Here is a 21,166-nt window from a genome sequence, read left to right as displayed (position 1 = left end):
GCCTACAATCGGCGGTCATTCCAACGCAGGAAGACTGGATCGTGCCGAAATCCCCCAAGGCGGAGCGCCCCGCGGATCTGTTTGCCGCCGCATGGGCTGCCGATGCGCAGGCCACGGCGGCCTTTCTCGCCGCAGGCGCGGATGTACACGCGGTGGATGCCTTTGGCTTTACCGCGCTGGAGCGGGCCGCATCCAGCCAGGATCGCGCGCCGATGGAACACACGCTCGCCACGCTGCGCCTGCTGATCGATGCCGGCAGTCCGCTGGAGCATGTCGGCGCGGGTGGACGCACCGCGTTGTTCCTGGCGGCAGAGTTTTCGCCGGACGGCCCCGAAGCGGTACAACTGCTGGTGGACGCCGGTGCACAGCCGGATGTCTGCGACGCGCATGGCAACCACATCGTGGAGAACGCCTGGTCGCCGCAGGTGAAATCCCTGCTGTCCGCCCTGACCGGCCACGCCATTCCCCCGGTGGTCGTGCGCAAGCCGGACCGGAAGATGTCCGCTGCGGCGTGGAAACTGGCACGGGCCAGGATCGATGCGGCATTTGCAGTACTGGAAGCCGCAGGCATCGTCGCCACTGCTGGGTGCGGCGATACGCCAGACGACGCTGCCGATGACACCAATGAACTTTTCTGGCAGCGCGGCGGCACAGATGCAGGCCTCAAAGGGTTCTGCTTCTACTCCGGCGATGACATGAAGCGCGCCAAGCGCACCAGTGATCTGGCCATTGGTTTCTGGGGCCCGCCCGACAGCGCGGCGATGGAACGCATCGGCCAGGCCATCGTCGATGCCTTCGCCAGCGTCGGCCTGCCTGCCGAATGGGATGGCACCGAGCGCATGCGTCCTTGCATCGATCTGCGTTCGCTCAGCGCCTGACGGGCGTAGAGTCGAGCTTGCTCGACTGCTGTGCGTACGATGCAAGAGCCAGTCGAGCAAGCTCGACTCTACAAAAGCAGCTGTTCAATCATCTTTGCCAACCGGGAAGGGTCAGATGCCGCCCGCGTCGCCTTCCGGTTCCAGCGCCTTCACCAGCACCGCCGCCTGGGTGCGGCTGTGGCATTCGAGCTTCTTCAGGATGGCGGTCACGTGCACCTTCACCGTGTTCTCGGCCAGGCCCAGTTCGTAGGCGATCTGCTTGTTGAGCAGGCCATCGGCCAGGCACAGCAGCACGCGGAACTGCTGCGGGGTGAGCTGGGCCAGGCGCGCGGCCAGCAGTGCGTCGGATTCGCTGCGCTCCGGCGCCATCGCCGGGAACCACAGGCTGCCGTCCAGTACCGACTGCACCGCTTCGCCGATGGTTTCGGCCGGGGCGGACTTGGGAATGAAACCGGCGGCGCCGAACTGCTGGGCGCGGCGGATCACCCGCGGGTGGTCGTTGGAAGACAGGATGACCACCGGAATGTCCGGGTGCGAGCCGCGCACGTGCAGCAGCGCGGAAAAGCCATGCGCGCCGGGCATGGTCAGGTCCAGCAGCACCAGGTCCACATCCGGCTGGGCGTCCAGTGCCTGTGCCAGCGCATCGGCACTGGCCACTTCGCGCACCTGGGCCAGCGGCAGGCTCTGCCGCAACGACTGCACCACCGCCGAACGCAGCAGCGGATGGTCATCGGCGATCAGGATGGTGTATTCGCTCATGGGCCCATTGTACGGGCACTGCCGCGCATCCGCCGGGCGTGTCCCGGCGCGCCCGTAGGCTCAGCGCCCGGCCGGTTCCACGCTGCTGCGCCAGGCATCCAGGAACTGGCGGCGTTTCAGCGCATCCAGGTAGACCAGCAGCCCGGGGCCGAGCTGGATCGGGCGGCGGCTGCGGCCCGGCGCATCGTCGCTGCGCGCGTTGCCGGTGACGATCGGCATCAGCGGCGCCTCGCGTGACAGCACCTGCTGGCCACGCGGCGAGAGCAGGTAATCGAGGAAGCGCCCGGCCTCTTCCGGGTGCGCGCCGGTGCGCGGAATCACCGCCGTGCGCAGCACCACCAGGGTGTAGTCCTCGGGCTCGACGATGGCCAGCGGCGCGCCGGCATCGATGCGCGCCTGCGCATACGAGCCCAGCACGTTGTAGACCAGCGACAACTGGCCACTGGCCACCTGGTCCAGCAGCACGCCGGTGCGTTCTTCACGCACCACCGCGTTGTCGCCGAGCGCACCCAGCAGCGCGCCGGCGATGCTGCCACGCTGCGCATCCTGGGTGGCCAGCAGGTAACCCACGCTGCTGCGCTCAATGTCATAGGTGCCAACCTTGCCACGCAGCGGCAGGCCCTCGGCACGCAGCAGGTCCAGCAGTTGCCTGCGCGTGCGCGGCGCCTTGGCCGCCGGCAGCGACCGCGTGTTGTAGACCATCACCACCGGCTCGTAGCTGATGCCGAAAGCCTCGCTGCGCCACTGCGCCCACGCCGGCAGCGCGGCCGTCTGCGCCGAACGGTGCGGCACCGCGTGGCCATCGTTCACCAGCTTGGTCTGCAGGTCCATGCCGCTGGAAATCAGCAGGTCGGGCGAATCCGGGCCACTGCGGTCGTGCAGGTACCGCGCGTACAGATCCTGGGTGATGATGTCCTCGTACACCACTTCGGTGCCGGGATGCAGGCGCTGGTAATCGGCGATGACCACCGCGAACACCTCGATGTCGGTGCTGCCGTGGATGCGCAGTTGCGCGGTGGCCGGGCCCTGCGCGGCGAAGCGGCGCACATCGCCGGGCGCGGCCAGCACCGGCAGCGCCAGCAGCAGGGCGAAGGCGGTGGCGAACAGGCGGATCATGGACTGCTCCGGGGCAGGCGGATGGTGGCGACCAGGCCGCCCTGCGGACGGTTGCTCAGGTCGATGTGGCCGCCGTGGCTGTCGACCACGCGCTTGACGATGGCCAGGCCCAGGCCGGCGCCACCGGCAGGGGCGCCCTCGCCACGGGCGAAGCGCTCGAACACGCGGCCGGCATCGGCCGCGGCAATGCCGGCGCCGTGGTCGGCAATGGTCAATACCGCCTGTCCGCCTTCCACGGTCAGGGCGATCTGCAGCGCGCCGTCGCCACCGTACTTCAAGGCGTTGTCGACCAGGTTCTTGATGGCCTCGCGCAGCAGCAGCGCATCGCCTTGCACCTGCACCGGTTCGGCCGTCATGGCCAACTGCACGCGTGGCGCCGGCCCCGCCTGCGGCAGCGCTTCATGCAAGGCCTGGTGCACGGTCTCGGCCAGGTCCACTGCGGCGAAACGCTGCAAGTGCGAGCGATGGATCACGCTGGCATCGCTCAGCAACTGGTTCAGCAGGCGGCTCATGTGCGTAGCATTGCGCTCGATCGCAAGCAGGCTGCGGCGCATGTCCTGCGGATCATCATCGTCCAGCGCCAACTGCGCCTGCGCGCGCAGCGCCGCCAGCGGAGTGCGCATCTGGTGTGCGGCCTCGGCCATGAACGCGCGCAGTGTCTCGTTGCTGCTGGACAGGCGCTCCATGAAACGGTTCAAGGCCGCGACCATCTGGTCCATTTCGCGCGGTACGCGCGCATCGAGCGGTTTCAGGTCGGACGGCTCGCGCCGCGACAACTCACGTTCCACACGTACCAGCGGACGGAACGCACGATGCACGCCGAACGCCACCAAGGCCAGCAGCAGCCCGGACAACACGCCAATAGCCAGCAGGGCGCGGTTGACCATGTCCTGCGCCAGCGCTTCGCGCGCACGCCGGGTCTGGCCCACCTGCACCTGCACGTCGCCCTGCGCAGACGCCGCCGCGAAACTGCGGCTGACCACCACGAAGCGCACGGTTTCGCCGCTGTATGCGGCATCGAACAACTGCGGCTGCAGCCCCGGGCGGCGCGGCGGCACGGGCAGGTCACCGTAGCCGGTGATCAGGTTGCCGCGGCTGTCGGTCAGCCGGTAGAACACCCGGTCTTCTGCCGCCATCGACAGCAGGTCCAGTGCGGCATAGGGCAGGTCCACCTGCCATTGGCCATCGACCAGCGCCACCGAATCGGCAATCGACAGCGCCGATGACACCAGCAGGTGGTCGTAGGACCGGTTGGCGGCGCGCTGGCCGTAATCACGCGCGGCGAACAACAGCGCCACCGCGAACACCGCCAGCAATCCGCCCAGATACAGCAGCAGCGTACGCCGCAGTGAACCTGGCGCCGTGGCGCGCCGCTCAGCCATCGCCGTCATTGCCGCCATCGGTGGGTTCCAGCAGATAGCCCACGCCGCGCACGGTGGTGATGCGCACCGGTGCGTCGGCCAGCTTCCTGCGCAGGCGCCCCACGTAGAGTTCGATGGCGTTCGGGCCGGCCTCATCGTCGAAGCCGAACAGGCCGTTGCCGATTTCGTCCTTGCCCACTACCTGGCCCATGCGGCCCACCAGGATTTCCAGCAGGCGGTACTCGCGATTGGGCAGTTCGATCGGTTCGCCGTCCAGGGTGACGCGATGGGCGGCGTTGTCGAACTGGAAGCCGCCCACCTGCACCACTTCGCTTGCCTGGCCGCGCGCACGGCGCAGCAGCACGCGGCAACGCGCTTCGAATTCGCGGAAATCGAACGGTTTGCCCAGGTAGTCGTCGGCGCCCACGTCGAGCGCCTGTACGCGGTCTTCGATGCCATCGCGCGCGGTCAGCATCAGCACCGGGGTGCTGTCGCCGCGTTCGCGCATGCCAGCCAGCACGCGCAGGCCATCCAGCTTGGGCAGGCCGATATCCAGCACCACCAGATCGAAGCTCTGGTAGCGCAGCACGCTGGCGGCGGCCAGGCCGTCGGCCTGCCAGTCCACGGCATGCCCGCTGCGGCGCATGCGGCGGATGATGGCATCGGCCAGGTCCGGGTTGTCTTCGACCAGCAGCAGACGCATCGGCGGGAACAGAGGGACGCGGGGGGAAGCGAATGCTACCGCGTGCGGCGCGATGGCGTGTGGCGGATGCATTCCGCCGGGCATGGCCCGGCGCTACCGGGGGCGCGGCGGCCGCGTTTACGCTGCACCGCACAAACCGCTGACAGGACGATGACAGCTACCGCAACCCAGACTGCGGCCGCGCACCATCCGGTGCCCACGATTGCCGCGCGCCTGGCGCGTACCTGGGAGGGTTTGTGGAACTGAAGTTTGCCTGGCAGCGCCCCGCCGCCATGATGGCCTTGGCTGCGCTGGCCGCGCCGGCCTTTGCTGAAGACGACCGGCCGGTCACCGCCACCGTCGGCGGCCGCCTGCACCTGGATTTCGCTACGTTCGACAACGACGACCGTGGCACCCCGAACAAGGACGACACCGAAGTCCGCCGCGCCTGGCTGGATGTATCGGGCAAGTTCTTCGTGGTCGATTACAAGATGGAAGCCGACTTTTCCGGCGACCGCGTGGAGGCCAAGGACGTCTACCTGAGCCGCGGCTTCGGCAGCGCCGGGCGCCTGACGGTGGGCCAGTTCAAGCAGTATTTCTCGCTGGATGACCGCACCGGTTCCAACTACGGCAGCTTCCTGGAGCGCGGCAACGCCGGCACCACGCTGGCGCCGCTGTATCGCCTGGGCGCGTCCTGGCAGGCCAATCCGGGCGATTTCACCTGGGCGGCCAGCGTCTACAGCCTGGAAAGCATCGACGCCTGGCAGGTGAAGGGGCGCGCCGCCGGTGGCCGCGTGACCTGGGCCCCTGCGCCCCGCGATGGTGACGTGCTGCACCTGGGCCTGTCGCTGGCCCGCGAGGCCTACGACAACCCTGGCGCAAGCGGTGCACCGGGGCTGAAGATCCGCCCGCGCCCGGCCGGCCACCTGTCCGATGAAAGCCGCCTGACCCTGGTCGATTTCTCCGCCGGCCGCGATACCGACGTCAACAAGTGGTCGCTGGAATACGCGCAGGTGCGCGGCCCGCTGTCCTGGCAGGGCGAATTCAGTGGCGCCACGTTCGATGATGGTGCGCAGCGCGGCGATGTGATGGCGGCCTACGGCATGCTGAGCTGGTTCGTGACCGGCGAGAGCCGCGCCTACGACCGCAAGACCGGCCGCTTCGCCCGGGTCAAGGACATCCGCCACAAGGCCGGCGCCTTCGAAGTGGCGCTGCGTTACGACCAGATGTGGGGCGCACAGCACCTGGATGGCGCGCCAGACCTGCGCCGCGGCAGCACCGAAGCCTGGACGCTGGGCGGTAACTGGTACCTGCGCGACAACCTGCGCTTGATGTTGAACGTGATCGAGAGCCGCAACCGCGACCGCCTGGCCGGCATCACGGTGGACCGCACGCGCGCGGTCACCGGGCGCCTGCAGTTCGACTTCTGAACCACGCACTCCTTCCCCCCTCCCCCCTCGTCAACCGCAATACGCAAGGAGTCCGCAGATGATGCTGAGCATCCTCGGCTTTGGCATGGTCATTACGTTCATGTACTTGATCATGAGCAAACGACTGTCGCCGCTGGTCGCCCTGATCACCATTCCGATCATCTTCGCCCTGCTGGGTGGCTTCGGCGCCAACATCGACGAAATGATGCTGGAAGGCATCAAGAAGATCGCGCCGACCGGCGTGATGCTGATGTTCGCCATCCTCTACTTCGGGGTGATGATCGATGCGGGCCTGTTCGATCCGCTGGTGCGGGTGATCCTGCGCTTCGTGAAGGGCGATCCGATGAAGATCGTGCTCGGCACCGCGGTGCTGGCCATGCTGATCTCCCTCGATGGCGATGGTTCGACCACCTACATGATCACCGTCTCGGCGATGCTGCCGCTGTACCAGCGCCTGGGCATGAACGCGCTGAACATGACCTGCGTGACCATCCTCGCCGGCGGCGTGATGAACCTGACCCCGTGGGGCGGCCCGACTGCACGCGCAGCCACCGCGCTGCACGTGGACCCGGCCGATGTGTTCGTGCCGCTGATCCCGTCGATGGTGATCGCCTGTGCCGGCGTGCTGCTGCTGGCCTGGTACCTGGGCCTGAAGGAACGCCGTCGCCTGGGCGTGGTCACCCTGCCGCAGGGTGGCAGCTGGATGGACAACAGCGTGTCCGATGACAACAACGCGCTGCCGTCGGTGGAAGACGCGGAGGACATCAAGCGGCCGAAGCTGCTGTGGGTGAACCTGGCACTGACCCTGGCCCTGATGGGTGCACTGATCGCCGGCGTGCTGCCGATGCCGGTGCTGTTCATGGTCGGCTTCGCCATCGCCCTGGTCATCAACTACCCGAACCTGGCCGAGCAGCGCCGCCGCGTGGTCAACCACGCCGGCAACGTGCTGTCGGTGGTCGCGTTGATCTTCGCCGCGGGCATTTTCACCGGCATCCTCAACAACACGGGCATGGTCGAGGCGATGTCGCACAGCTTCCTGGCGATCATCCCGGAATCGTGGGGCCCGTACCTGGCCGTCATCACCGCCATCGCGTCGATGCCGTTCACCTTCTTCATGTCCAACGACGCCTTCTACTTCGGCGTGCTGCCGATCCTGTCCGAAGCCGCCGGCAACTACGGCATCACCCCGGTGGAAATGGCCCGCGCATCGCTGGCCGGGCAGCCGGTGCACCTGCTCAGCCCGCTGGTGCCGTCCACCTACCTGCTGGTGGGCCTGGCCAAGGTCGAATTCGCCGACCACCAGAAGTTCACGCTGAAGTGGGCGATCGCCATCTCGCTGCTGTTGATGGCCGGTGGCCTGCTGTTCGGCCTGTATCCCTTCGCATCCTGATCCGGACACCAAGGAGCCTTCTGCAATGACGCTTCGAATCGCTTACGTCACCAGCGGCATGGGCAGTGTCGGCACTGCCATCTGCCAGAGCCTGGCCCGTTCCGGCCACACCGTGGTCGCCGGCTGCGCACCGAACTCGCCACGCAAGGCCAACTGGCTGCGCGAACAGCGCGAACAGGGCTTCGACTTCATCGCCTCCGAAGGCAACGCCACGGACTGGGCCTCGACCTCCGCGGCGTTCGCCAAGGTGCGTGCCGAGGTGGGCGAGGTGGACGTGCTGGTCAACAACTCCGGCGGCAGCCGTGACCTGCTGTTCCGGCAGATGACGGTGGAGGATTGGAATGCAGTGATCGCCTCCAACCTCAACGCACTGTTCAACCTGACCAAGCAGGTGGTCGATGGCATGGCCACGCGCGGCTGGGGCCGCATCATCAACATCGGTTCGGTCAGCGCCCACAAGGGGCAGATCGGCCAGGTGAACTACGCCACGGCCAAGGCCGCCATGCACGGTTTCAGCCGGGCGTTGGCTGCCGAAGTGGCATCGCGCGGGGTGACCGTGAACACCTTGTCGCCCGGCTACATCGCCAGTCAGGCGATCAGCAGCTTCCCGCCGGATGTGCTGGACCGGCTGGCCGCCTCGGTACCGGTACGCCGCCTGGGCCGGCCGGAGGAAGTGGCCGGGCTGGTGGGCTGGCTGGCATCGGACGAGGCTTCGTACGTGACCGGCGCCGATTACGCGGTCAATGGTGGGTTGTACATGGGGTGACCCCCACGCGTTGCAGTAGATCCACGCCATGCGTGGATGCTCGGCCGCCCCTGGGGTCAGAGCCCTTTCGCGCGCGAAAGGGATCTGACCCCGATGCGTTCTGCGGTCTACCCGCGCGCCTGCGCGAGTGCGCCAGCCACCTCCTCCGGCAGGCCGGAGATGAAATCCACCTCGTCCGACTCCTGCACGGTCTGGCCGTCGCGCGGCAACCACATCGCCTCGGGAACCGCGCGCAGCACCGGCCGGCCGGGCCAACGTGCCGGGAAACGCGGTCGGTTCTGCGCCAGGTCGAATCCCAGCCCCTGGTCGGCGTAGCCGCCCTCGGCCAGCCGTTGTTCGATGCAGCGCAGCACCGCAGCGGTGTGCCGGTGCGATGCAGGCACATCGTCGACCGTGGCGAACGGCACGTACCAGGACGCCCCCAGGTTCCAGTACAGCGCCAGTGCGCTGGATGCGGCCAACGACGGCTGTTCAAGCAACCATTGCAGCGCATCGGACAGCGTGTGGGTGTCGGCGAACAGCATCAGCTGGTGGCGCTGCTGCGGCGTGGCCTGCTGCAGGAACGATGCGAGCAACGGCCAGCCCGGATCCGACCCGGTTGCTACGGGTGACAATGTTGGAGGCACGACCTCCGCCCAGATATCGACATCACCTGCGGTGGCATCACCGAATGCCGGGCCGCGTTCGGGTTCAAACGCCGCAGCCAGATCGTGCAGCTGCTGCGCGACCGCGAACGGCAGGCCATCGTCGTACGCATCATCGACCGCCTCGGCAAACGGATCGAAGTCCAGCCCATGGTCGGCGTAGAAGCCATCGAGACATCGCTGCTCGATGCGACGGACCAGCGCGTACGTCTCCTGCTCGTGGCCAGGCACCTCGCTGGCGTCCGCGTACAGGGTGAACCGGCCGGCGCCCAGCGATGCGTGCATCAGCAGTGCCGTGGCGCGGTCCAGATCGCGGTGCTCTGCCAGCCAGGCCAGCACGTCGGGGCTGTCGTCGTAGTTGCGCCGTGCAACGTAGATGTGGCGTTGTTCGGGCGAAGCGGTGTGCAGGTAGTCCTGCAGCAGGCGGCTGCAGGCCGTGCGGTACTCGTCGGGGGTCACGTCGGGTGTCCGTTGCTCAGTGCCCGTGCAGTCTAGCGGCGCCTTGCACCGGGGTCAGAGCCTTTCGCATGCGAAAGGGATCCGACCCCGGCCATGCGCCGAATCGGGGTCAGATCCCTTTCGCGCGCGAAAGGGCGCTGACCCCATCGCATCAGAACTCGGCGGCGACGGTCATGAACACCTGGCGCGGTGCGCTGGCGTGGATCGCGTAGCGCGTGCCGTTCGGGTCGGTGGGTGCGAACGAACTCAACTGGCCGGCGTAGCGCTTGTTGGTCAGGTTGGTAGCGTTCAAGGAAACACGCACGTTGCGCAGGCCCAGCCCCGGGCCGAAGTCATAGCCGGCGCCGGCATCGAAGGTGGTCACGCCCGGCACCGACTGGTCGTTGGTGTAGGTGTAGTAGCGCTTGCCGGTGTACTTGGCGCGCAGGCTGGCGAAGAAGCCATCACGGCTCCAGCTGATCTCGCTGGACGCCATGCGCTGCGGCGTGTCCACGGTGATCTTGCCGGCCACCGGCACGATCGCACCGCCGGAGGTGTAGTCATCCTCGTAGGTGGTCTTGTTCCAGGACAGCGCGTTGTACCACTGCAGGCCGTCGATGGGCTTGAGGATGAAGGTCAGCTCGGCACCATGGCTCTTCACCGAACCGACGTTGATGAAGCGCGTCACGCACTCGGGGCGCGTGCCGACTTCGATGCTCGAGCACGGGTTCAGCGACAGCAGGCGGTTGTCGAACTTCACGTTGTAGGCGGCGATGGAGGCCTGGTACTTCTCACCGAACGTACGGAAGCCGGCTTCCAGACTCTTGGACTTTTCCGGCTCCAGGCCAGCACTGGCCGCGAACGATTCCGGCGACACCTGCAGCGGGCCGCCGCTGCCACCGCCCACGAACGCGGCGATGTTTTCCGCGTACGAAGCGAACAGCTCGTTGTTGGCGTTGAGCTTGAAGCCCACGCCCAGCTGCGGCAGCACCGATTCCTTGGCGGTGAGCGTACCCGAGGCGATGCTGGTTTCCACGCCACCCTTCGCGGTGGCGCGCATGCGGGTGTTCGGGCTCTTCAGGCCCACGTCCACGGTCAGGCGTTGGTCGAGGAAGCGCATGCGGTCCTGCACGTAGAACTGCTGCGTGCGGATATCGAAGTCCTGGTTGAACAGAAGGCGGTCGGGGTTCTGCAGGTACAGATCGTCCAGGAACGGCCCGCTGATGTAGTAGAAATTGCGCGACACGTTATGGTCGTTCTGCTCGTACCACAGGCCGGCTTCCAGCTCGTGGATGCCTACCGTCCACGACAGCGCGGCGGTCAGGCCGTCGCGGTTGATGGTGTAGTTGGTGCTGCGGATCGAGATCGGCAGCATGCGGTCGGTGCCCGGGTACGACGGCTGGCCCGGCGCCCACCAGTGGCCCTGGCCACGGTTGTCGTGGTGGTAGGCCATCAGCTTCAGGCGGCCCTGCTCGCCCAGGCGCAGGTCGGCATCGACCGAGTACAGATTGTCATCGCGCAGCGCGCGGCTCTGGTAGTAGGCATCGTCGATGCTGTTGACGCCGCCACTGAAGGCACACTTGGCCGGATCACGGGTGCCCGGCGCGCAGTAGGCCGCGGCGACCGCGCGGTCCCAGTCCGGTGCGTAGATGTTCCAGTCCCAGCCCAGTCCACGCGCCAGCATGTCCTTGGACAGGTAGGCATAGTTGGCCTGGCTGGCGCGCGAGGTCGCCACGAACGCACCGAAGCGGTGGTCGCCCACGTTCCACACGGCCTTGGCATTGAACTGGCGGGTGGTCTGGTTCTGGTACGGCGCGGCCCACATGTCCTGGTCCTGGTGCACGCCGGAGACGTAGGCCGAGAAGCCGTTGATATCGCCGGTATCCACGCGCAGGTAGCCGCGGCGCTGGTTGTCATCACCCACGGTGATGCTGGCGCGCCCACCGAATTCGGTGGACGGGTCCATCGAGAAGTACTGGATGGTGCCGCCGAGGTTGCTGGTGGAGGCCACGCCCAGCGAACCGATGCCCTGCGACAGCTCGGCGCCGGCGAGGTTCTCGGCGATCAGCGCGCGGGCGATGCTCAGGCCGTTGTAGTTGCCGTAGCTGTTGTCGCCCAGCGGGATGCCGTCGAGCGTGTAGCCCAGGCGGCTCTTGTCGAACCCGCGCAGGCTGATGGTCTGCGATTCTTCGTTGGCGCCGAACGCATCGTTGGACTGCACCGACACGCCGGGCAGGCGGTCGAGGATCTTCTGGCCGCTGGTGCCCGGCGGCAGCACCTGCTTGTCGACGGCGGTGATGCGCTGCACCTGGCGGGTTTCGCCCTGGCCGATCACGGAGACCGTGTCCAGCGTCTGCGCGCTCAGCGCGGCATCGGTGCTGGCGTCGGTGGTTTCGGCGGCATGGGTGCTGGCGGCGGCGGAAAGGGCGATCGCCACGGCAATCGTCAGGTGTCGGGTCTGCATGTGAGTCCATTGCATGGGGGAAGACCGGCGCGTCTGCGCGCGGCGCGCCGCCACTATGCGAATGGAAGATGAAAGGTTGTTTACGAAGCGGCGCGCGTGCTGCGGGCGGTGACGAGCGTCTCGTTTGTGGGTGTGGGTGTGGGTGTGTCGGCAGGGCTGCCGCCCTGCACCTGCTCACTGCAACGTCAAAAGCGTGCATTCCGTGGGAGGCGGGGTGGGTCCGGTTGCGGGGGACGCCGCAAGTACCCCTTCGGGGCCCGGCCCAGCCGCTGGCGGCTGTGCGTTCGGGCGCTTGCGAAGCGGTGCTTCGCAAGCAAAGCGCCCTCACCCATGTAGGCTCGGTCGCCGCATCCATGCGGCTCACGCCCCCGCAACCGGACCCACCCCGCCTTCGACAGATTTCCGCGATCTGCCGGGAGGGCACGGGGTCGGATCCCGTTGCGTGGCAACGGGCTCCGACCCCATGTTGTTTATCGATATCTGACAGGTTTCATCCACGCATGGCGTGGATACATTTCGCGGGGATCCGATCCCGGTTCTGAACGCTATTACTCTGGGGCCAGCTGGTCCATGCGGATGCGGTTGGCGAACAGCGAGAACGCCAGCATGCCGGCCAGGCCGTTGGCGCGGCTGACCCAGTGCGGCAGCCAGCGCGGGGGCTTCAGTACGCCGGCTTCAAACAGTGGTGCGAAGGCGATGGCGTCGGTCAGGCTCATCTTGCCGGCGAACAACCAGCGGCAGACCTGCAGGCGATCCTGAGCCAGCATGTGGCGGAAGAAGGTGTGCACGGACACCAGGCCGCGCAGATACACGGTGTCCTTGGTGAAGGCCAGACCGCCGCTGGGCGGTACGCCGCGGAACACGCGCTGGGCCGAGGCGAAACTTTCTTCCGGGTTCTGCCCGGCATCGCAGAAGTAGCGGTAGACCTCGATGAAATCGGCGCCCTCGCGCGCCATCGCAATGGCCTCGGTGCGAAGACTGATGCGCTTCAACCGCTCGATATCGATGCTGCCGGTGATCTGTTCGGCGAACGTGGCCAGGCCTTCCTGGGTGGCGGTCACCCGTGGCGACGATAGGCCCAGGCTGGGCAGCACCGGCTGCTCGCGCCCGTTCAAGGCGGTGAGCGAATGCACCAGCGCTTCGTGGTGGAACAGCTGCGCGCGGTCGTAGGCACTGAAGCGCGCGGTGGTGCGCAGGCGGATGCGGGTCGGACCAGCCGCGGCCTTCGACACCAGATCCGGGTCCAGCTGCACCTGGATGATGCGTGATTCGAAGAAGGCGTCCAGATCGTTCTGCAACTGCAGCTGCAGCGCGATGGCCGACACGGGCACCTGTTCTTCCGGGGCCAGCAGTTCGTGGTCCAGTTCCGCGGCGATCTGGATGAAGTGCCGCGCTGCATCGCGCGTGCTGGGGCCGTTGCCCGGCAACGGCTGCTCGGGTGCGCCGAACAACTGCACCGAACAGCGGTCAACGGTGGCGGTGCCCAATCCTTCCAGCAGCTGCGCGGCCAGGTCCCAGCTCTGCGCGGACTGGCGCACGTAATGCCCCAACGGGTGGCTTTCGTCGCATGCACTGGCGATGGCTTCCAGGGCGCGGCGTTCTTCGCTGAAATCCAGCCGTGGGTAATCGACCTGCGGCAGCACCGGTTGGCCGCGTGCCACGCTGGCCAGGAACGGCGCCTGCGCGGTGGCCGGCCAACTGGTGAGGCCCAGCAGGCGGATGCCGCCGACAGCCTCGACCAGGCGCGCATCGAGCGCGGCATGGTGGGCCACATCGGGGTCCAGCGTTGTGGTGTGTTCCATGGGCGGACTATAGCGCCCTGCCCTTGCTTTGGTAGGTGCCAACCGCCCCGGCAGGTGCCAGCCGAAGCCCGGTAGGTGCCAACCTTGGTTGGCACGCGCCGACGGTGGGCTTCGGACAGAATCGTGCCAACCAAGGTTGGCACCTACCAACAGCGGTCCGTTAGCATCCACCAGGAGCAGGCCATTGGCACCCACGCGAAGCAGGCAGCGGCGGGGTCATTGCAGGGGTCAGAGCCCATTGCGGCGCAATGGAATCCGGCCCCGCGACAGCGATCAGCGCCGGCGCGGTTTGCTGGCCGGGCGGAACTGCTGGCCCTTGCCCTTCCTGCCGCCGCGTTCCTGCGCGGTCTCGGCCTGGCGTACGGCGAGCTTCGCAGCGGCCGCGGCGACTTCTTCCTTCAGCTTGAAATAGTTCAGCAGGCGGCTTTCTTCAATTTCGCCGGCATCGATCGCCGCGCGCACTGCACAGCCAGGTTCCTGCTGGTGCTTGCAGTCGTTGAAGCGGCACTGTTCGGCCAGCGCTTCGATATCGGCAAAGCCCCCCTCGGACAGCGTCTCTTCGCCGGTCGGCTTCAGTTCGCGCATGCCGGGCGTATCGATCAGGCAGGCGCCGGTCGGCAGCGGCATCAGCGCGCGATGGGTGGTGGTATGGCGGCCGCGCGAATCGTTGGCGCGCACCGCATTGGTCTTCATGCGCTGCTCGCCCAGCAGGGTGTTGGTCAGGGTGGACTTGCCCGCCCCCGACGAACCGACCAGCACCACGGTGCGGCCCGGCCCCAGCCACGGCTGCAGCACGGCCACGCTGTCGGCATCCAGACCATTGATCGCATGCAGGGCAATGCCCTGCATTTCCAGTTCTTCCAGCACCGCCAGCGCGTCTTCGCTGTATTCGGTCTGGTCGGCCTTGGTCAGCACCACCACCGGTTCGGCACCACCGCCCCCGACCAGCAGCAGGTAACGCTCGATACGGCGCGGATTGAAGTCGGCATCCAGCCCACAGACGATGAACACCGTATCGATGTTGGCCGCGATCACCTGCTGGTGGTAATGCTCACCGGCGGCACCACGCTTGATCGCGGTACGCCGCGGCAGCAAGGCGACGATGCGGATGCCGTCCAGCAGCACCCAGTCACCGACCGCCGGTCGTTCATGGCTGGGGAATCGCGGGCGCTGCCATTCCGGCAGCGATTCGGCCTTGATCGACGCGTCCGGGCCATCGGCCACCACATAGTGGGTGCGGTGCTGTTCGATCACCCGCGCCGGGCGGGCCTGCGGGTGCGCGGCCATGGCGGCCTGCCAGTCGGCCTGCTGCGGCGGGCCCGGCCAAGGCCAGCCGATGGTCTGCAGTGCGGTGAAATCGGGGGTCTGGGTCATCGCCGCCATTCTACCCGGCCAGCCCAGCAACGGCGGGGCCTGCACCCTTGCCATGCGCTGCACCAATTCCGGTAGGATGGAAGCCCCATGCCTTACGACGGCCCAGCCCCCATGTCCACCCCCTCGCCCAAGCCCCTGGCCATCCGCGAGCGCCTTTCCGAAGTGCGCTACGAAATCCGCGGAGAACTGGCCCGGCGAGCGCGGGAGCTGGAAGCGCAGGGCCGCAAGCTGATCAAGCTGAACATCGGCAACCCCGGCAACTTTGGTTTCCGTGCGCCCGAGCACCTGCAGCGCGCGATTGCCGATGACATGGGCCGTACCGACCCTTACACCCACCAGCAGGGTCTGCCGGTCGCACGCGAAGCCATTGCCGCCGCCTATGCACGCCGCGGTGCGCCCGACGCGCATCCGGACCGCGTGTTCGTCGGCAACGGCGTGAGCGAACTGATCGACCTGTCGCTGCGGGCACTGTTGAACCCGGGCGATGAAGTGCTGGTTCCCTCGCCGGACTACCCGCTGTGGTCGGCCGCGGCCATCCTCAACGACGGCCGCCCGGTGTACTACCGCTGCGCACCGGAAAACGGCTTCCAGCCCGACCCGACCGAAATCGAGACGCTGGTGTCTTCGCGTACCCGCGCCATCGTGCTGATCAACCCGAACAACCCCAGCGGCGCCAGCTACCCGCGCGAACTGCTGGAGCGCGTGGTCGAGATCGCGCGCCGCCACAACCTGCTGCTGCTGGTCGATGAAATCTACGACCAGATCCTCTACGACGATGCGGTGTTCCAGCCGGTCGCGCCGCTGGCCGGCGACCACCCGTGCCTGACCTTCAGCGGCCTGAGCAAGGTGCACCGCGCCTGCGGCTGGCGCGTGGGCTGGGCGCACCTGAGTGGCGACGATGCGCGCCTGGGCGAATTCCGCGCCGCGCTGGACCTGCTCAGCGCGCTGCGCCTGTGTGCCAACGTGCCGGGCCAGTACGCCATCGACGCGGCGGTGAACGGCCCGGACACCATTTCCGGGCTGTGCGCCCCCGGCGGTCGTCTGTATGAAACCCGGCGTGCGGTGATCGAGGCCTGCGACGCCAGCGAACACCTGTCGCTGGTTGCCCCGGCCGGCGCACTGTATGCGTTCCCGGCGGTGGTCGGTGCCGCCGCCAAGGGCTTTGACGACCACACCTTCGCCCTGGACCTGATGAACAACGAAGGCGTGCTGGTGGTACCGGGCTCCAGCTTCAACGTGCCCTACCGCCACCACTTCCGCGTGACCCTGCTGCCGGAAGCTTCGGTGATGCGCGATGTGTTCGCACGCATCGACCGGGTGCTGGCGCGTCGCGCCGAGGACGCCACAAAGGTGGTGCCGCTGAAGCCGCGCCGTTCGGTGGCCTGAGCCGTGGCGTTGGCTTACCTGGCGCTGGGCGATTCGTACACGATCGGCGAAGCGGTAGACGTTGACGGCCGCTGGCCCCACCAGCTGGCCGCCGCGCTGCGTGCACAGGGCGTGGCGCTGGCCGAACCGCAGACCATCGCGACCACGGGCTGGACCACGGACGAACTGGATGCGGGCATCGATGCGGCCGCGCCGCAGGGCCCGTTTGATTTCGTCAGCCTGCTGATCGGCGTGAACAACCAGTACCGGGGCCGTGCGCTGGACGAGTACCGCGCGCAGTTCCAGGCCCTTCTGCAGCGCGCGATCGGCTTTGCCGGCGGGCACGCCGAGCGCGTGCTGGTGCTGTCCTTCCCGGATTGGGGCGTGACCCCGTTCGGCGCCGGCAGTGGTCGTGATCTGGTGCAGGTTGCCGAGCAGACCGATGCCTTCAATGCGGCCGCTGCGGCGATCTGCGAAGCCCACGGCGTGGCGTTCGTTGATATCACCGACATCAGCCGCACGCAGGGCCACGACCCGGCGATGATTGCCGATGACGGGCTGCACCCTTCGGCGGCGATGTATGCGCTGTGGAGCGCGCGGGCGCTGCCGGTGGTCACGCGCCTGCTGGCCGGAGCCGGCTGAGCGCATGGACGGCACGCCACGGAACGGCACACCGCTGCACTGTTCACCGCTCGATGCCGCGCAGGCGCGGGCGATTGCGGAGGCCTTCCGGCCTGCGCAGGCCTTGGGCAACCGCCGCGATTACTACTACACCCGCGGCAAGCTGGGCAGCGATCCGCTGTATGACGGCGTGCTGCAGCACCTGCCCGATGATGGCCAGCCGCTGCTGGACCTGGGCTGCGGGCTGGGCCTGTTCGCCCATGTGCTGCGCCAGCGCGGCCGCCGCGCACCGTATCTGGGCGTAGACGTAGACGCCGCCAAGATCGCCCGGGCGCAGCGCGCCGGCGCCGGCCTGACCGACGCGCAGTTCGATTGCCTGGATGTGCAGGCGCCCTTGCCGGCACAACAGGGCCACGTGCTGCTGCTGGACGTGCTGCAGTATCTGGATGCGCAGCCGCAGTTGGAGCTGCTGAAGGCCGCCAGCGCGCGCGTGGCCCCCGGTGCGCGATTGCTGCTGCGCACGCCACTGGCTACCGGCGACCGCCGCGACCGCACCACCCGGGTGGCCGACCGGCTGGCCTGGCTGGTGGGCTGGATGGGCACGCGCCCGCGCCACTACCCGGACCCGGCGCAGTTGCGCGCCACCCTGGCCGACTGCGGCCTGCAGGTCGGCCAAGTGCGCCCGCTGCATGGGCGCACACCGTTCAACAGCTGGCTGCTGGTGGCCCAGCGCTAGCGCCGGGCCCTACCTGGCGGATTTCCTGCCGGCCGCTGCGCTCGCCGGGCATGGCCGGGCGCTACCGGTTACCCGGCCGGCAGTTCAGCCTTCAGGCCACGCGCGTCCAACACCTGCAGCACCCGTTCGATGATGGCCAGGTTGTGCCCGTGTGCCGCGCCTTCATGCAGCAGCACGATGGCACCGGGCTGCAGATCAGGCAGCAGGCGCGCCAGCACACCGTCGGGGGTGCAGCCCACGCCGTCGAAGCCGCGCGCGCTCCAGCCCACCCGCATCAGGCCCAGCGCCTTCAGCGCGGGGGCGACGAAGGGGTTGGTCATGCCGACCACCGAGCGGTACCAGCGCACGGGTCGGCCGGCGACCGCCTGCAGGGCATGGTGACAGGCCTCGATCTCGGCCCGCATCGCCGCCGGGCCCAGCCGCCAGAAACGGGTCTGCGGATGGGTGTGGCTGTGATTGCCCAGGTCATGGCCGCGGCGCAGGATCTCGGCCACCAGGGCCGGATGCGCCAATGCGCGTTCGCCCACCAGGAAAAACGTGGCCTTGGCCTGGTGGCGATCCAGCAGGTCCAGCACGGCCGGGGTCTCGGCGCTGGGGCCGTCATCGATGGTCAACCAGACGCTGTTGCCGGTGGCCGGCAGGCGGTCGAGCACCGGCGCGTAGAAGCGGCTGTTGGGAAGGAACACCGGCACCAGGAACAGCGCGTGGCTGGCCACCATCAACGGCAACCCCCACACCCAGCCGGCCCACCACCAGAGCAGGATCACGGCCAGCTGCGACGCCACCAGCCAGGGCAGCCAGCGCCAGGGCCGGGACGGGATGCGATGCAATGTTCCTGCGTTGGTCATGCCCCATGATGCCATGGGGCGTAGAATGAGCGATTCGAATTTCCCGGACCACGACTGCCATGTCCCTCGATCCCGCCCTGCGTTCGCGCATCGAATCCCTCCTCAACGCCAACCGCGTCGTGCTGTTCATGAAGGGCCAGCCGTCCATGCCGCAGTGCGGTTTCTCGGCCAAGGCCGTGGGCGCCCTGCAGGATCTGGGCGTGGATTTCGCCCACGTGAACGTGCTGGCCGACCAGGAGATCCGTGAAGGCATCAAGGCCTACGGCGACTGGCCGACCATCCCCCAGCTGTACATCGACGGCGAACTGGTCGGCGGCAGCGACATCGTGCTGCAGATGGCCGCCAGCGGCGAATTGAGCACCGTGCTCGGCCTGGCCGCACCGGACCGCACGCCGCCGCGCATCACTGTCACTCCGGCCGCCGTGGAAATGCTGAAGGGCGCGCTGGCCGATGCCCCGGGCGCTTCGCTGCAGCTGACCATCGATGCGCGCTTCCAGCCGAACTTCCAGCTGGCCCCGCATGACGAGAGCGCCATCGCCGCCGAATCCAACGGCCTGCGCGTGCAGTTCGACCTGTCCAGCGCGCGCCGCGCCGACGGCATCACCATCGACTGGGTCGATGACATCCGCGGCAAGGGCCTGGCCATCGACAACCCGAACGCGCCCAAGCCGGTGCAGGAAATCAGCGTGCGCGATGCCGACGATCTGGTGCGCGCCGGCAACGTGACCCTGGTCGACGTGCGCCCGGCTGAGGAACGCGCGATCGCCGCGGTGGGCGTGCCGTTCAAGAGCTTCGACGGCAACGGCCGTGCCGAGCTGGAAGCCCTGCCCAAGGACACCGCGCTGGCCTTCCTGTGCCACCACGGTGGCCGCAGCGCGCAGGCCGCCGAACAGTTCCGCACCCTGGGCTTCACCAAGGTGTTCAACGTGACCGGCGGCATCGATGCCTGGTCGGACGAAGTGGACAACGGCGTGCCGAAGTACTGATCGGCTGCGGTTGGAGCCTACGAAAAACGCCGGCGAACGCCGGCGTTTTTTCTGCATCCACGCATGGCGTGGATCTACCCTGCAAACCCACCTTCGGCCAGGTAATCCAGCTCTTCCGGGCTGGGAATGCGCCCCAGTACGGCGTTGCGGTGCGGAAACCGGCCGAAGCGGCGGATGATGTCGCGGTGCAGTTCGGCGTACTGCAGGTATTCCTTGTCGCCCAGCACATCGAACATGGCCACCGAACGATCCTGGTCGAACGGATCTTCGGAATGCTCGAACGGCAGGTAGATGAAGGCGCGCAGCTTGGGCACCAGCTGCAAATCCAGGCCTTCTTCGATGGCACGCATGGCGTAGTGCCGGGCCAGGCCATCGGTGGCGTAGGAATGGGCGGTACCGCGGAAGCAGTTGCGCGGGAACTGGTCCAGCAGCAGCATCAGCGCCAGCGCACCTTCGGCACTGCCCAGCCAGTGTTCGCGGCCACGCGCCGCGGCAGCGTAATGCTCGTCCAGGAAGCGTTCGCGGAAACGCGCGTCGAACGCATCGTCGCGCGCGAACCACTTGGCCGGGCCGGCCTCGCTCCAGAATTCCACCACTTGCGCGGCAACGTCCATCACCTACTCCCAGGGCCCCGCGCGCCGCGCCAGGCCGTCATCAATCATTCGTCAAAGCGCAGGTGGCGGACCGACTTGCCGTTGCGCCGGATAAGCTTAAGCGCCTCGATACCGATCTGGATATGGTTTTCCACGAACTGGGAGCTGACCTTGGCATCGGAGGCCTCGGTCTTCACCCCGTCCGGGATCATCGGCTGGTCGGACACCAGCAGCAGGGCGCCGCTGGGAATGTGGTTGGCAAAGCCGGCGGCGAACACGGTGGCCGTTTCCATGTCGATGGCCATGCAGCGCATGGCCCGCAGCCGTTCCTTGAAGGCCTCGTCGTGTTCCCACACCCGGCGGTTGGTGGTGTACACCGTGCCGGTCCAGTAATCGTGGCCCCGGTCGCGGATCATGGTGGACACCGCACGCTGCAGGGCAAAGGCCGGCAATGCCGGCACTTCCGGCGGCAGGTAGTCGCCCGAGGTGCCTTCGCCACGGATGGCGGCGATCGGCAGCACCAGGTCGCCCAGCGCATTCTTGCGCTTCAGGCCGCCGCACTTGCCCAGGAACAGCACCGCCTTGGGCATCACCGCCGACAGCAGGTCCATGATGATGGCCGCGTTGGGGCTGCCCATGCCGAAGTTGATCAGGGTGATGCCATCGATGGTGGCACTGGCCATGGGCCGGTCCAGGCCGACGATGGGCGCGCCGGTCAGTTCGGAAAAGGTGTGCAGGTAGCCACCGAAGTTGGTCAGCAGGATGTGCTCGCCAAACTGGTCCAGCGGCACGCCGGTGTAGCGTGGCAGCCAGTTGTCGACGATTTCCTGTTTGCTCTTCATGCCCGGTCCGGTGCTGCAGGGGGGGCCATTGTAGGCAACGCTGCACCTGCCCTGCCACACAAAGAAAGAGG

19 protein-coding genes are annotated in these 21,166 nt (G+C 67.6%); 8 read left to right on the top strand and 11 right to left on the bottom strand.

What is annotated here, in order from left to right; all coding sequences use genetic code 11:
• Window positions 1-41: 41 nt before the first annotated feature.
• Window positions 42-878 (top strand): ankyrin repeat domain-containing protein, encoded by an 837-nt coding sequence (locus C1922_RS15540; RefSeq protein WP_108750582.1) that lies wholly within the window; start codon window positions 42-44, stop codon window positions 876-878.
• A gap of 111 nt (window positions 879-989) precedes the next feature.
• On the opposite strand, the gene C1922_RS15535 is transcribed toward C1922_RS15540, so the two are convergent.
• The 4 genes from C1922_RS15535 to C1922_RS15520 are packed head-to-tail and all read right to left on the bottom strand — an operon-like array spanning window position 990 to window position 4,817.
• On the bottom strand, window positions 990-1,637 hold the full coding sequence (locus C1922_RS15535; protein ID WP_108750581.1) for a response regulator transcription factor: 648 nt from the start codon (window positions 1,635-1,637) through the stop codon (window positions 990-992).
• Window positions 1,638-1,697: 60 nt separating this feature from the next.
• The gene (locus tag C1922_RS15530) at window positions 1,698-2,753 is read right to left on the bottom strand and encodes an ABC transporter substrate-binding protein (RefSeq protein WP_108750580.1); all 1,056 of its coding nucleotides are present in this window, start codon (window positions 2,751-2,753) and stop codon (window positions 1,698-1,700) included.
• Complete coding sequence (locus tag C1922_RS15525) at window positions 2,750-4,153, bottom strand: sensor histidine kinase (protein WP_108750579.1); 1,404 nt, start codon at window positions 4,151-4,153, stop codon at window positions 2,750-2,752. Before C1922_RS15525 ends, C1922_RS15530 begins: the two co-directional genes overlap by 4 nt.
• On the bottom strand, window positions 4,128-4,817 hold the full coding sequence (locus C1922_RS15520; RefSeq protein WP_108751623.1) for a response regulator transcription factor: 690 nt from the start codon (window positions 4,815-4,817) through the stop codon (window positions 4,128-4,130). Before C1922_RS15520 ends, C1922_RS15525 begins: the two co-directional genes overlap by 26 nt.
• A gap of 272 nt (window positions 4,818-5,089) precedes the next feature.
• Here C1922_RS15520 and C1922_RS15515 point away from each other — a divergent pair, with 272 nt between their 5' ends.
• From C1922_RS15515 to phbB, 3 genes are all read left to right on the top strand, one after another.
• Window positions 5,090-6,226 carry a porin gene (locus C1922_RS15515; protein ID WP_108751622.1) on the top strand — a complete coding sequence of 379 codons (1,137 nt, stop codon included), beginning with the start codon at window positions 5,090-5,092 and terminating at the stop codon, window positions 6,224-6,226.
• Between the two features lie 61 nt (window positions 6,227-6,287).
• Window positions 6,288-7,616: a CitMHS family transporter gene (locus tag C1922_RS15510; protein ID WP_108751621.1), complete on the top strand. Its 1,329-nt coding sequence runs from the start codon at window positions 6,288-6,290 to the stop codon at window positions 7,614-7,616.
• A gap of 25 nt (window positions 7,617-7,641) precedes the next feature.
• Window positions 7,642-8,382, top strand: coding sequence for an acetoacetyl-CoA reductase (phbB, locus tag C1922_RS15505; protein WP_021204361.1), 741 nt, complete (start codon window positions 7,642-7,644; stop codon window positions 8,380-8,382).
• Between the two features lie 107 nt (window positions 8,383-8,489).
• On the opposite strand, the gene C1922_RS15500 is transcribed toward phbB, so the two are convergent.
• From C1922_RS15500 to rsgA, 4 genes are all read right to left on the bottom strand, one after another.
• On the bottom strand, window positions 8,490-9,485 hold the full coding sequence (locus C1922_RS15500; protein ID WP_108750578.1) for a DUF4274 domain-containing protein: 996 nt from the start codon (window positions 9,483-9,485) through the stop codon (window positions 8,490-8,492).
• Between the two features lie 151 nt (window positions 9,486-9,636).
• Window positions 9,637-11,928: a TonB-dependent receptor gene (locus C1922_RS15495; protein ID WP_108750577.1), complete on the bottom strand. Its 2,292-nt coding sequence runs from the start codon at window positions 11,926-11,928 to the stop codon at window positions 9,637-9,639.
• 548 nt (window positions 11,929-12,476) lie between these two features.
• A complete protein-coding gene (locus tag C1922_RS15490; protein ID WP_108750576.1) occupies window positions 12,477-13,730 on the bottom strand; it encodes a flavohemoglobin expression-modulating QEGLA motif protein in 1,254 nt (417 codons plus the stop codon).
• A 273-nt stretch (window positions 13,731-14,003) separates the two neighbouring features.
• On the bottom strand, window positions 14,004-15,104 hold the full coding sequence (gene rsgA, locus C1922_RS15485) for a ribosome small subunit-dependent GTPase A (protein WP_199912192.1): 1,101 nt from the start codon (window positions 15,102-15,104) through the stop codon (window positions 14,004-14,006).
• Between the two features lie 111 nt (window positions 15,105-15,215).
• Here rsgA and C1922_RS15480 point away from each other — a divergent pair, with 111 nt between their 5' ends.
• From C1922_RS15480 to C1922_RS15470, 3 genes are read left to right on the top strand one after another with little or no spacing between them, the layout of a single operon-like run.
• Window positions 15,216-16,490, top strand: coding sequence for a pyridoxal phosphate-dependent aminotransferase (locus C1922_RS15480; protein ID WP_108750574.1), 1,275 nt, complete (start codon window positions 15,216-15,218; stop codon window positions 16,488-16,490).
• 3 nt (window positions 16,491-16,493) lie between these two features.
• Window positions 16,494-17,111 carry an SGNH/GDSL hydrolase family protein gene (locus C1922_RS15475; RefSeq protein WP_108750573.1) on the top strand — a complete coding sequence of 206 codons (618 nt, stop codon included), beginning with the start codon at window positions 16,494-16,496 and terminating at the stop codon, window positions 17,109-17,111.
• Between the two features lie 4 nt (window positions 17,112-17,115).
• The gene (locus C1922_RS15470) at window positions 17,116-17,826 is read left to right on the top strand and encodes a methyltransferase domain-containing protein (protein WP_108750572.1); all 711 of its coding nucleotides are present in this window, start codon (window positions 17,116-17,118) and stop codon (window positions 17,824-17,826) included.
• Window positions 17,827-17,894: 68 nt separating this feature from the next.
• On the opposite strand, the gene C1922_RS15465 is transcribed toward C1922_RS15470, so the two are convergent.
• Window positions 17,895-18,674 (bottom strand): polysaccharide deacetylase family protein, encoded by a 780-nt coding sequence (locus C1922_RS15465; protein WP_108750571.1) that lies wholly within the window; start codon window positions 18,672-18,674, stop codon window positions 17,895-17,897.
• Window positions 18,675-18,733: 59 nt separating this feature from the next.
• Between C1922_RS15465 and grxD the strand changes: the two genes are divergently transcribed.
• On the top strand, window positions 18,734-19,660 hold the full coding sequence (gene grxD, locus C1922_RS15460; protein ID WP_108750570.1) for a Grx4 family monothiol glutaredoxin: 927 nt from the start codon (window positions 18,734-18,736) through the stop codon (window positions 19,658-19,660).
• Window positions 19,661-19,734: 74 nt separating this feature from the next.
• Here the strand turns inward: grxD and C1922_RS15455 are convergent, their stop codons facing one another.
• Both C1922_RS15455 and C1922_RS15450 read right to left on the bottom strand, forming a co-directional pair.
• Complete coding sequence (locus C1922_RS15455; RefSeq protein ID WP_108750569.1) at window positions 19,735-20,274, bottom strand: DUF924 family protein; 540 nt, start codon at window positions 20,272-20,274, stop codon at window positions 19,735-19,737.
• Window positions 20,275-20,318: 44 nt separating this feature from the next.
• A complete protein-coding gene (locus tag C1922_RS15450; protein WP_108750568.1) occupies window positions 20,319-21,095 on the bottom strand; it encodes an AMP nucleosidase in 777 nt (258 codons plus the stop codon).
• Between the last annotated feature and the right edge of the window lie 71 nt (window positions 21,096-21,166).

Origin of the sequence: Stenotrophomonas sp. ZAC14D2_NAIMI4_7 (assembly GCF_003086675.1) — a bacterium.
In the GTDB taxonomy this organism is placed as follows: Bacteria; Pseudomonadota; Gammaproteobacteria; order Xanthomonadales; family Xanthomonadaceae; genus Stenotrophomonas.
This window is presented reverse-complemented; position numbering and strand designations above follow the sequence as displayed.